A 12,221-nucleotide genomic window follows, 5' to 3' on the forward strand; every position below is an offset into this window, starting at 1 on the left:
ATGTCGACGTCCTCACGCAACCGGCGATTCTCCCGACGCAGTTGCGCGAGCTCGGCACGCTCGTCCGAGGTCAGCCCGTCGGTGCGGGTGCCGGTGTCGAGTTCGGCCTGCTTGACCCACTGCCGCACCGCGGTCTCGGTCAGATCGAAATCCTTCGCGACCTGCCCGACCGTGCGGTCACCACGCTGACACAACTCGACGATCTCGGCCTTGAATTCCGGCGTGAAAGACCGACGAGGCCGTGCCCGCTTCTTGCCCATGTTCTCCATGATGATGGACATCCTCCCGGAGACCCCAAGTCCCCTGATCTCGGATGTCCGTCAAAACGGGGTAGGCCCAGAGGACGTCGCTGCCCACGATTGCTGAGGCAGGCCGTAGTTGCGTCCGCTAACCTCGACTAAGGCGTGTTTCAGAAGTCGTGGGGCCGGTGAAGGTCACGGTGTGGCGGTGATCGATAACTGACGAGGTCTCCGGTAAATGGTTCAGCGACCAAGCTGGAACTTCATACCGGAGACCTCGTGGCCACCTTAAGCCACCAAGGCAGCGAGGTCATCACTCCTGCCACGTTGAGGGCTTCTCAGAACCGTGCCATGAGTAACGAAAGCAGCCTCGTCACCTCTTGTTACCCGATTGGCATCATAGGCGAACGCCATCGCGGCACCGCCGACGACGAAAGTCCCATAAATGCCCGTCAAAGCGCTCACACCGTAGCCGTGCACCGGACGCAGTTCGGCGAAGCCGTTTCGTTGCCGCAGCTTGTACACCACGGACATATGAATATCCGATCCCGCGTCGCGCATGGAGCAGCGAGCAGGTCAATACCGTAGCGGCGGTCGATCCGATCGCCGTCTGGGAACTCGATCATCGGCCCAGCCGTTACCAGGACTGGGTAGGTTCGACGGCACGATGCGCAGGAGCGACTTTCCCACGCGGCATCACAATCTCCGCACGTAGCCCGGAAACCGCTGCCACCGCGAGGTTCCAATGCCCTTTCCGGTCGCGCGGGTGATGAGCCGCACCGTGGGCAGCGAGTCAGATCCAATGTGTCGGCGACTGCACGCTCGATGCCCTGCCAAAGCGTTTCCATCTCGGCCACATTGCTGCCGCGCCCGCGGAACCGCGCAGTCTCGTGCCGATTCGCCCACACGAAGGTTTCGGCGGCGGCCCGCTCGTGAGGCGCCGGGATACGGATCACCGCGACGCCGGCGGGTACGCGGACCAGCCAGTCCCATTTGGCGGCCAGTTCGGCAGCTAACGCCGCGCCGCATGGCACCGTGTGTGGATAGCTGGTCAGACGTGGCTGCTCGACCAGCCAGCGCACCGTGCGAGCGAGCCGGATCACGCTGTCGATCTCCAGTGGAGACACCGGCATGGGCCACAGCATCAAGTCACGGTGCTGCGGCGCGGGGGTGCCAGGTGACTCGTACGTCCTCAGTCGAACGGCCTCAGGCAGCTTCTGGCGCTCCTCCTGAGTACCGGGGTACAACACCAGCGTGGGCAGCTCGGGCGCCGCGGCAATGAGAGCGTCCAACTGGGTTGACACCGTGTCGGCGTTGCCGGACGCGCTCAACGCGTGCGGAAGTGCAACGATGCGCATCACCGGCGCTGAGTCCTGTTCGAGGAGCAGAACTCCCGACCCGGTACTCGGCCGCAGCGTCATGGTGGTCCCGCCGATCGAATAGGTGACGGGCTCACCTACTCGCACCGGAGTCACCGCTACGGCGCCCAGCTCGTCGAATGCCCGGACAACCAAGACCCAACAGAATCCGTCAAACCCAGCGACCCAGCGCTCGGCCTGCTTCATCAACGCGTTTGCCGATTGGTCGGCACCGCGCGAGGTCACCAGCTCCCGCCACAACTCGGCCACATGTCGGTAACGATCCTCACTGGCCAGGAGATTGGTCGAGCGCAGCGCGCTTCCCAGTGCGGCCCGCCGATTGACACCTGCCCAGACCGGCGAGGACCGCAGCGCCATGACAGCCGTACGCAATAGTTCCACCTCGGCCAAGCGCAATCGCGCCAGCTCCTGCCAATCCTCTCGGTCGAAGAGCTCTCCGACCAGGCTCCACAGCCGCAAACCGGACTTCCAATGCCGTCCGGCGATGTCGTCGATGTAGTGCTCGATACCGCTGAACATGCTTTCTATGCCACGGATCTGAGCCGCACGCCCGGCAAGATAGCGTGACGACTCGTCGACCAAACGAGCGGCGAGCCGATTCTCATACAAGTCGACCTCCACCTCGCGCTCAGGGCTCAGCATCCGGTCCGGGCGGACACCGTCCGGACGCAGCGCCGCCCAGTCCTCGCTGTGCGCGGCGAGCCGGACGATCGAGGGCGGCGTAACGGTGCGCATCCGTGCCACCGGCACCAGGCGATTGGTGGAGCGCAGCCGGGCCGCCGGCCGGAAACAGACTGCTCGCAGATACGGCAGATGCTCTTCGATCGCCGCTTCGAGCGGCTGCTGCCGCAACGTTCCCCAGGCTGCCTGGTCGTCGACCAAGGGTGATACGTCGATCAGCTCGCTCAAGGGTGCGCCGCGGGCGGCAAGGTCCGCGACGCGTTCACCGATAGCGACGACCGCTTCCCTGGTGACTATGTCCGGCACAATGCCGTCAAGGTCTGTGAACTTACGGCCAGATCGATCCGGGGCGACATAGCGCCCGAGCATGGGCAATACCTCGTCGACCGGTACCAAGCGGTCCGTGATCCGGTCAACGACAAGGTCCGTGGGCACTACGCCTGACCCAGGTCTCGGATGAGTGCCTCGATGACAGAGCGGGAGCGCATGGGCGGCATGTCGCTACCCGGCAGCCTCGACCAGCGCGATTCGAGATCGTCCCGCAACTTCTTGAGCTCATCGGCCCGGATTTCGTACCGGCCGTGCAGCTTGCGCAGAATCTTGGTCGCGATCAGATGATCGGTCGCCTCGCCAACCGTTCCGCCCGCCGCAACCACCACGGGTACATACCGCGCGATGTGCTTGTTCAAGCGGCTTCCCCACGAAATGCGGAAGTCATCGGCCAGCCTGCCGGCCAGCTGGTTGGTCAGAAACGTTCGCGCATCGGCCGCCGCATCCCGGTGCTTGGCTTCTGCCGCATTGAAGGCGTGGGTCAATGCCTGGAAACTCAGAGGGGGGAGTGGCTCCTGCGGCGGGACGTCGAACGGGTGCGGACTGGTCGGCAGCTCGATGACGTGGGCACGATCGTAGGTCTTGTCAGCGAAGGACACTGTGGTTTCGTCGTGGTTGGCCGTACCGACGAAGAACGCCGACCGTGGCACCGGCAGCAGCCTGCCCTCACGAAGCAACCTCGGCGAAGGCGACACGGCCGCGCTCATCAGCACGAGATCTGGTGTGGCAGTCCTGTTCACATCACGTTCCAGCGCGGAGAGCACGTCATTGAAGTACTGCTCGGGATGCGAGAGATTCATCTCGTCCAGCACAATGAAGTAAGGCTGGTCGGCAAAGGCTGGGCATTGGGCACGATACAGCGCTTTCGTGAACTCGGATTCGTAGAAGCGGCGCTCGAAGGCGTTGTAATAGCCCATCAAGTCCTGCGGTGTACGCCAATCCGCTCCCACCGACACCACTGCCGACCCGGCGCCGATGGCTTCCGCAAAACGCTGCGGCAACTGAGTCTTGCCGATGCCGCTGATTCCTTGCAGCAGATGAAGCTGGCTGGTAGCCAGGCCGGCCAGAAATGAGCGCAGGTCAACCTCCTCGTAGAAGAGGTGATGTTGCTGCCGGATGAGGGCGCGAACTCGGCTGACCAGCTCGGGCAGGGGCGGCACATCTTCCGCCAGGTCGGATGGCCGATCCGCATGGATGGCATCCATCTCGGTGCACATCGGCAGCGGTGAGGTACCTTCACGCCGCGCCACCAGCCCCTGCCACTTTCGTTCCTCTTCCTCGATCATGTCGCGATACGCGCGGACTTCCGCCTCCAATGCCTCCTTGCCGACGGCCATCCGTTCCAGTGCTGTCGCTGTGATCTGGTGTGCGGAGAGCTGGCGCTGCAACCGTTCGTTGTCCGCCGCATAGACGACACAACGGTCACGAAGCCGACGGGCTTCCTCCTCGAGCGCGCTGAGCTGCAGCTCCTTCTCCGCCGGGGCGGTCAACCGCAGCCGCTTGAGCTCCGCGCTGTCGGCCCGAAGCCGGTCGATCTCGTCGCGTACCTCGTCCGGGTCACGGTCGTCCATCGCCCGCCGCAGCCGCTCGAACTCGGCAATCTGCCGGCCCTGCCGCTCGGCATCGTCGCGAGCTGCCTCGTACAACCGGCGGAGGTGATCCGCTTGCAGCCTCATGTCCTCGGTAGCTGCGGTGACGGCCAGTTTGGTCCTGTCGTCGTATAGCTCCCTCACGTCCTGAAGGTCTTCCTCCCGGATCTGGAGTTCGCCTTCCCATCTGCGCAGCCGCTGCCGCTCCGCTCGTACAGCCGCTCGGTCCTCATCCAGCGCGGCGCGCTCACGAGCCAGTTCCTCCTGCAGCCGCTCCCTCTGCCGGGTCAGCTCGTCGTCGAGTTCCCGCCGCGCGGCGTCAAAGCGACTCCGGGCCGCGGACAGCTCGGCCCGCGCGTCCGCGATCAACTCCTCCTTGTCCCGTTCCTGCCGCGCCCGAAGAGCGTTCTCGTCCTCCAGCAGTCTGCGATCACGCTCGTCGATGGCTTCGATGCGGGAGGCCAACGCCGCCCTGTCGTTGACCAGACGAGCCTCCCATTCGCCGAGCTTGAGGGTGCTCTCGTCCACCTTCGCCGCACGCTCTTCGAGCTCCGTTTCACGCCGCCTCAGACGCGCCGACGCCTCCTGATATGCCCTGCGAACAGCGACGGCCTGCCGCAACTGCTCGGCCAGCTCAATCGGGTCTGGCTCAGAATCGACCACTGTCGAGTCCGACACGTCGTCCGGGCCAAGCTCCGCCTGGGCGTCCGCGAAGAGGGCTGCTACCTGCTCGGCTGCCAGCTGGTCAGTCTTGGCCCGCGGTTGTCTCGGCGGCGTAGCGGACCGCCTCTGGTTCGTCTGCCTCTTGGGCTTGCCGCGCGCCATCAGACCGGGGTCCTTTCGGTAGGTGTTTCGGGTGTCAGCAGCAGGCCGCGAACGGCTCCGGCCGCAGCCTCCCGGCACCAGGCCGTGTCGTGCGGATTCGTCGCATCCCGCCCGGCGTGCGCCGCCCGATTACGCAAGTCGTTCAGGGTCCTCAGGGTGACCGGCAAGTCGGGCTCCGTCGCTGCCAATTCGCGAAGCGGATGGCTGTTCTGACCGGCCGCGGCAAGTACGGACAGCGGCAACATAGCCTTCACGAAGCTCTTACTCGGATTTCCATTCGCTTTCTGCAGTTCCCGCTTGTCCACTTCGACATAGAGCGAAGCCACACTATGGAAGCCAAGGCCTTGGGCGGCCTTCTCCAGCATCGCGCGGCGCATCAGCGGAGCGGCACCCGCAAAACTCTGCAGGGTGTCTGGATGCAGCGGAAATAGGACGAGCATCCGGCGCAGGAGGATCTCGTACAGGCGGAGTGCGGTGTGCGCGACCCGCTCGATGGCCTCGTCACGCTCCGGGGACTGCATCGCGAGATCCAGCTCGAGCATCAGCCCGAAGGCATCCCGGTCGCCGCGGATCTCGGGTCCGAACTCGTCCGCGAGCCGGCGTTCCAACACACCGCGCAGCTCCATGTCGGCCTGCCGGTACCGATCACGGGCACCGGCCAGCTGGGCGGAGATCCGCCCCTTGATCTCCTCGTCGAGCGCGCCGTCCTCCCGTCCGAACCGATACACCAGGGAATGGAACAGATCGCTCGTCCCTAGTCCGAACGGATCGTGAGCGATCAACGCATCCACGGTCTCGCTGTCCTCACCGACAACCTGCAGGAATCCGAGCAGAAAGACGGCCTCGGGCTCCGACAGGAAAGCGACCCGGCTCAGCTCGGGAAAGTGGTCGGCGATGGTGCCTGCGCCGTTCTCCACCAGCCCTGCCGGCACGGCGGCCGGCGCCAGTCCGACCTCTCGCTCATAGTCACGCACCCGGCTGACCCGCCGAGCGACACGGTCGGCGCTGGCCGCCTCGACCACACGGGCCGCCGTGGGCCGTTGCGGCGGGCGGTCCGGCGGCAAGATCCGGCGGGCATCAGTCCGGTCGGACCGGCCGGGCGTGCCGAGCTGAAGCTCGGCACCACCTGGGTCGTTACGCAGGACGTATGCCTCGCGCAGCTGATCTACCGTACGTGGCCAGAGGTCGCCGGTGAAAGGATCCATGAAGACATAGCAGACCTGCCACTCGGCCGACTGCACCGACGTTCCGGTCCGGAGCGCTTGCTGACCCTTCTCGGTCAAGTCGTGACGACGGGTCAGGTTCCCGTCCGAGACAGCACGATCGAGAATGTGCGCGCACAGCGTCGCTTTCAGTCCGACCAGCTCGCCGATGCGGTCCGGTTGCCGAATACCCGCCTGGCAGAGGGCGAGGGTGACCCGCTGGAAGAGATCAAGGCCGCGTTGCTCCAGAACCGGCGCCGTGACGCGGTAAGCCCAGGCAGGCCAGAGCAGGCACAGACGGGAATTGTGGGACGGCGATCGCAGATCGTACCGCAATATGCGAGCACGCGACCAATCAGGGCTGGAAGAGTCCATGCGGCCCACCCCTCTCGCACATGTCGAGAAAGTCGGTCAACGGGGCCACGGCCGACGGCGCTTGGCCGGCCCTGAACATCGCCGCCGCACCGACCGTGATGAGCAGGCGCTTCTGCCGGCTCATCGCCACACACAATCGGTTCCGTAAGGTCAAGTGGCCGTAGCGCCGAGCCACCCAGCGCCGATAGCGCCCGTCGTCGGCCGCCGGGGCCGTCTCCGATCGAGGTCGGCATCGAGTAGTGGACAGCAGGACGACATCGAATTCCCGGCCCTGGAACGCGTCCACAGTGCCGACTGCCAGCCTGTCCATGCGGCGCCCGGCGCTGTCGTACCGCAACCGGTCGACCAGCTCAAACGTGCTGCCGTTGGCCACCAGAAGCTTGCGTGCGGCGAGTTGGCGTCGGATCTCCTCGACCTGGGCGCTGTAGAACGCGATGACCCCCACGGTCAGATACGGCGCCTCCTCCAGGAGCCGGTCCACTTCCGCCGCAAGCACGGATGCCTCGGCCGGACGTGCCTTGCTCCGGTCGCCCACCTCCTGGCCAACCTGCGGCGGGACATCGAGCCAAGCAGCGACAGCGTTGTCATACCGCTCGATACCGTGAGTGAAGGCCGTGTCGGGCCGGGCTGAGCTCAGGCCGCCTTCATAGAAGTTGCGGCTTACGAACTCGCCCAAGATCCGATGCATGCGGAACTGGGTATCCAGAGTCACGACACGAGGTACGGGCACGCCCGGGCGGTCCAGGCTCGTGAACAGGCGCTCGAACAGGCTCTCCGACAACAACCCGCGCATATCCGGTTCGAACTCGCGTTCCACGTCGGGTTCGAGCATCTGCGGGAGCTGATTGTGATCGCCGACGAACACGATACGGCGGCTGGCATGGATCAGCGGAATCATGAGGTCGAGCGGATTGGCGCGAGCCGCCTCGTCGACGATCACGGTGTCGAAAACAACCTCGTCGACCCGTGACTCTCCTTTCGCGTCGGCCATTGTCGGCGACGCGACCTGCTGACAGGTCGCCGCGTAGGAGGCCGTGTACTCGCGAAGCGTCCATTGCACAGCGCCCGGATCGCCGTCGATCGCTTCCCGATATTCCAGCAAGGCGAGGGCAACACCGTCGCCGGGCGTCCGGCTCACGCGATCGGCAAGGGCGTCGACGACCTCCTCGAGAATCGCTCGCAGATCAGGGTCGACAGTGGGGAGGAGCGCGGGACCGTCCGGGCGGCTGAGCAATTCAAGCAATTCCCGTCGAGCCTCGGCCAGCTCGGCCAGAAAGGGTGGTGACCCCGGCTCGTTCCAGTCGGCCGCACGTCTCAACAGTTCCAGCGTCGACGGCGGCACCTGCATGTCGTCCAGCGCGAGCAAGCGACGCAGTGCTTTGGCGACCCGCGACTGGCCACCGTCCTCGAACGATTCCTGGACGTACGGGATTCCTCGTACGGCCCGAATCGTCAGCTGTTCGAGCTCGGACCCGGATGCAGGCGAGGGTCGCATTGCGGGCGCCGCCAATCGGTCGCGGATCCGATCGGCCAGGCGGCCCGGCAGGAATGCCTCAGCGACGGTCAACAGGTCGCGCAGCATCTCAACGGTTCCGGCGTTGTCCGTCGGCGCCAGCAGGTAACCAGCAGCTGCCGCAGTGGCGCGACGGAGTGCAATCGTGGCGGGACCCGTGCTGTTCTGGGCAAGACGCTCGTCGAGCCGCGTTGCCGTCTCCTCCTGCCAGCGGTCGATCTGAACGGTAGTGCCACGACCGGTCCGGTCGACCTTGTTCGCCGGCAGTCCGAAGACCACCGAACGGTCGACCAGCTCATCCACCGCGGCGTGCTGATAACTCGTCAGCAACATCGACCCCCGCAACCGCGCGTACTCACGGCCGGACTCCGCGAGCCGCTGCTGGAGAGCTGCGATGACCTGTGTCTTGCCGGTGCCCGGCGGGCCTTGAATGATCGCGATGTCCGGTGTGTTGAGCGCGACGTCCAGTGCCCGGCGCTGCCGTGGAGTCGGCTGCCCTCCGTTGAAGCACTCCCAGGCGGCGACCGACTCGGGCTCGATGCGCTTGTGGGTCAGCGGCGCGGGCACCGGCTGCCCTTCCAACAAGGCGAGAAGACGAGGGATCCGGGTCTGACCGTGCAGAATGCGGTCGAATGCCTCCCGGCGCCGAAGCAGCCGGCGCCGATCGCCGCGGAAAGACAGGTACAGGAAGCCTGTCGCGGGTGGCCGGACTGCCACCTTTCCCGGTCCAGACCCGCGACGGTCGAACATCCGCATATCGATCGTCGACGTCTCGAGGTTCACGGCGACCACCTCACCGGCCACTGCGTCTTTGTCGAGTGCGTAGTCGAGCAGTCCCCAAGACTGGTCGTCGGCTATCGCCTCGTGCAGCAACGCGCCAGGCAAAGCCGCTGCCGCCTCGAGTTCGGGCGCATCATCCGACGCCACTCGGTCGAGGAGGGAGACTCTGCCGCCGGACGGGACCGCAACGAAGAAGCGCATGACGCCGTCGGCCCGAGGATGGACCTTGTCATAGGTTAGGTATCCGGCGTCGCGGACGGTGCGATGCGTCCACCAGCTTTCCTTGCGGTTGTACGAGTTCCACATGGCCAAGAAGCCCTCGCCCGAGGCGAGCCGGGCAAGATGCTGCCTCATCTCCTCCCGCAGTTGCGTGGCTTGCGTCTCATCGGTGAAGGTGACAGGGCGGTGAATCAGCTTCAGCGGCCCTTGAGCGGCGTCGTACGCGCGCAGTACCACGCGGCTGAGCATCGTCCGGCCCGTCGCCGTGCTGACGTCGGCGGCCACGCCACGTCCGTGCACCCGGAATGCCACCGGTTCCTGTGAACTCGCCCGAGGGCCGGCCGAGATGACGAGTCGCTGCGGGCTACCCGGCGGCGAGCCCGGCAGAGGCGGCATAACAAGCCTTTCGGTGAGCCAGTTCAGCGCCCAATCCGGCGACCGGCGGCCATGCCGATCCCCCGCCGCCCGGCGGACACTGGCGAGTTCCTTGTCCCCAACGCCGATGGCGATAGACGAACCGCTGGGTCCGACCTCGTAGGTGTAGACGTTGAGGTCGAGCCGCGGCCAGCGCGAATTGCTGGTGTCGAGATCGAGGTACAGAACAACCGCCACCCGCTCTTGGGTGTGGGACAGCAGGCGCTGTAGCGTCTGCTCGTCATCCTCGGTGAGCCCGCTGGCCGGACCACGGGCCTCACCTATCTCGATCACCGCCTCTGGTCCGCTGGCGCTTCGGGTCAGGATCGCTTCGGTCTCGTCGATCCGCACCTCCGGCGGATCGGTACGCAACTCCCAAGACAGCGAGACGAACGTCGCAGCTCCGGGTAGCGGATCGAGCTGCCGCTGCCTCGGCCGCGAAGTCTGCCCTCCGTCGCCGCTGTCATCCGATCTGCGGCGCGGCTGCCGCGGGCGGGCGCCGCGCTGGTTACCGCCACTGGCGGTCGGCCCGTTCATCGGTTGTCCTTCCGGACGAGTCGGCTGAACCGCAGAACCCGGTGGGGCTCATGGGCCGGGCCGAAATGCAGCTCCCAGCCCGATCGACGATTGAACATCGGAATGGTGGCGTCGTGTCCCACGGCAATCGCCATCCGCGGACCACCGCCGACACCGACCAGCCAGACGGGACGATCCCAGCGGTTGGTCACCGTGAGCCGGTCGTTGTGGTCGTACCAAAGATCGACAACCGATTGCTCCAACTCGTCCACGGCAGCCACGGCCGTCCGGGCCGAGACCGGCGTGACGACCTGCCTCTGCACCAACAGAGCCCGCCTGGTCTCCGCGAACATCGGTTTGCCTGCTTCGAGACCGACCTGAGTCAGCAGTTGAGCGAAAAGTGCCGGCGGTGGCGCTACACCACACCACGGGCAGGTCGCCCTGGAGCCGAAGTAGGTGCCGTGGCACTCAGGACATGCAAGGGTCAGATCGGCTGCTTCGTAGAGCTTTGTGCGCCATTCAGCGACCGTCGGACGCGCGGTGGGTTCGGCTACCCCGGCCTCAAAAGCGCGCGCTGCGAGCGTCCTCAGGCCCGGGGTCAGGACCACGTCTCGGGCCAGTCCGAATCTGGAGCGGTTGCTCGGCTGAGTGCTGTGCTCGATCCACGGCAGCTCGCCCGCGAACGCTTTGTCCTCCAGGTCAGGTTCACCGTCGTAGACCTTGTCGCCGATAAACGGGTGGACGACCGTCAGCAACTCGAAAGCCATGACCGCGAAGGCATAGGCGTCACTCAGACTCGACACGCCCAGTCTGCCGGCCAGAACTTCCGGCGCCGAGTACCCGCGCGTGGCGTAGGCGTTGCCTCGCACCTCGGACATGACCGCCACGTTGTCCACATCAATCAGATACACCTGCTCGTGGTCCAAAGGTTCGGAGACCATCACGTTGACCGGTGACGGATCGCCGTAGCACAGCCCCCGGCCGTGCAACCCGGCCAGGGCGGACGCGGTCCGGCCGAGCAGCCGCAGCCGGCGCCGCAACCCACCTGTCTCCGTATACCAGGGCACCAATGCAGTACGCCCGGTCGGCGCGAACAATTGCCGGAGCGCCACCATGTCGGCCAGCATGACCATGGTGTATCCGAGATGGGGAGGACTCAGCAGTGCCAGCGGCCGGGCGATCGGTAGGTCGCCCAGGTCGAGCAAGCGCAGAGTGCGCAGCTGGGCCGCCAATCGCTCAGCCGCTCTCTGGTCGCGGCTGTGCAGGAGCTTGACGGCTAATCGCCCGCCACCGGCCTCCCACACCTCGCCTTGTCCCCCGGCTCCGATCCGGCGAGTCAGCTCAATCGCCTGGTCGTCCTCGGTACGCACGACGACCTGGAGTCCAGCAGTGTTCCAGATAGGCCGGTCTGCCCGCACAGTTCGCAACTCCCCAACAGCGGTTCATCAGTTCATGAAGTCGAGCAGATCGTCATTCGTCACGCGCCCGCTGCGTACCTGAGTGGTAACCGTGGCCGTCACCCAGTCGAAATAGCGCGGCAGTTCGTGGACATCCTCGGCCCGGCCGACTTTGACCTGCGGATTGGCGATGAACTGTTCGAGAACATCAAACGCCTCGGCGTCCATGTCTTGTCCTACGCCGACCGCGAGCCGTAGCGCTCGGCCACCTTTATCCGAGGTGAGGAGCCGACTCAGCGCGGCCCGCCACTCATCCGTCGGCACGCCGTCGGAGACGAGAACCACCGTCGGCCGGAAAGCGCGACGCGGCACGACCGATTCGTCCACTAGAAGCCCCGTGACCAGGTCCAACGCAGCACCGAGCGGCGTCCGGCCAGATGCCCGCATGTCATCCCAGCGCACGTCGGAGGCCGGCACCAAGGGGTGGTGCAGCGTCGCGTCGCTTCCGCCGAACGTGACCACGCCCGCCCAGATCTCACCCCGCAGGGAATCCTCGTCGGCGAAGGCACGAATCATCGTCGCGACACTCCGGTTCAGTACGTCGATCTTGCCGTCGTTCGCCATGCTGCCGCTGACATCCGCGAGAATCAGCACCGGAAGTGGCCGCGGCCGCTGGAACATTGCCTGATCAGACGTCGAACCGTCCACGATTCCTCCGAGATCAAATAGGACTCATGCTGGCGGAGCACTACAGAATGCTGG

Annotated in this window: 7 protein-coding genes; all 7 read right to left on the reverse strand. The window is 65.7% G+C overall.

The genetic code is table 11. From position 1 onward, the window contains the following. The coding region (locus tag Ade02nite_RS48025) for a transposase (RefSeq protein ID WP_203778145.1) at positions 1-281 on the reverse strand (281 nt) is incomplete at its 3' end. A gap of 419 nt (positions 282-700) precedes the next feature. Continuing rightward, the gene (locus Ade02nite_RS48030; RefSeq protein WP_203778146.1) at positions 701-2,668 is read right to left on the reverse strand and encodes a hypothetical protein; all 1,968 of its coding nucleotides are present in this window, start codon (positions 2,666-2,668) and stop codon (positions 701-703) included. 65 nt (positions 2,669-2,733) lie between these two features. Beyond that, positions 2,734-5,043 (reverse strand): AAA family ATPase, encoded by a 2,310-nt coding sequence (locus Ade02nite_RS48035; RefSeq protein WP_203778147.1) that lies wholly within the window; start codon positions 5,041-5,043, stop codon positions 2,734-2,736. Then, the gene (locus tag Ade02nite_RS48040) at positions 5,043-6,620 is read right to left on the reverse strand and encodes a hypothetical protein (protein ID WP_203778148.1); all 1,578 of its coding nucleotides are present in this window, start codon (positions 6,618-6,620) and stop codon (positions 5,043-5,045) included. The genes Ade02nite_RS48035 and Ade02nite_RS48040 overlap by 1 nt, the downstream gene beginning before the upstream one ends. After that, complete coding sequence (locus Ade02nite_RS48045; RefSeq protein WP_203778149.1) at positions 6,601-10,083, reverse strand: DEAD/DEAH box helicase; 3,483 nt, start codon at positions 10,081-10,083, stop codon at positions 6,601-6,603. Before Ade02nite_RS48045 ends, Ade02nite_RS48040 begins: the two co-directional genes overlap by 20 nt. Next, positions 10,080-11,432 (reverse strand): protein kinase domain-containing protein, encoded by a 1,353-nt coding sequence (locus tag Ade02nite_RS48050; RefSeq protein ID WP_203778150.1) that lies wholly within the window; start codon positions 11,430-11,432, stop codon positions 10,080-10,082. Before Ade02nite_RS48050 ends, Ade02nite_RS48045 begins: the two co-directional genes overlap by 4 nt. Before the next feature lie 75 nt (positions 11,433-11,507). Further along, positions 11,508-12,167: a vWA domain-containing protein gene (locus tag Ade02nite_RS48055; protein ID WP_203778151.1), complete on the reverse strand. Its 660-nt coding sequence runs from the start codon at positions 12,165-12,167 to the stop codon at positions 11,508-11,510. Between the last annotated feature and the right edge of the window lie 54 nt (positions 12,168-12,221).

It is taken from the genome of Paractinoplanes deccanensis (assembly GCF_016862115.1).
In the GTDB taxonomy this organism is placed as follows: domain Bacteria; phylum Actinomycetota; class Actinomycetes; order Mycobacteriales; family Micromonosporaceae; genus Actinoplanes; species Actinoplanes deccanensis.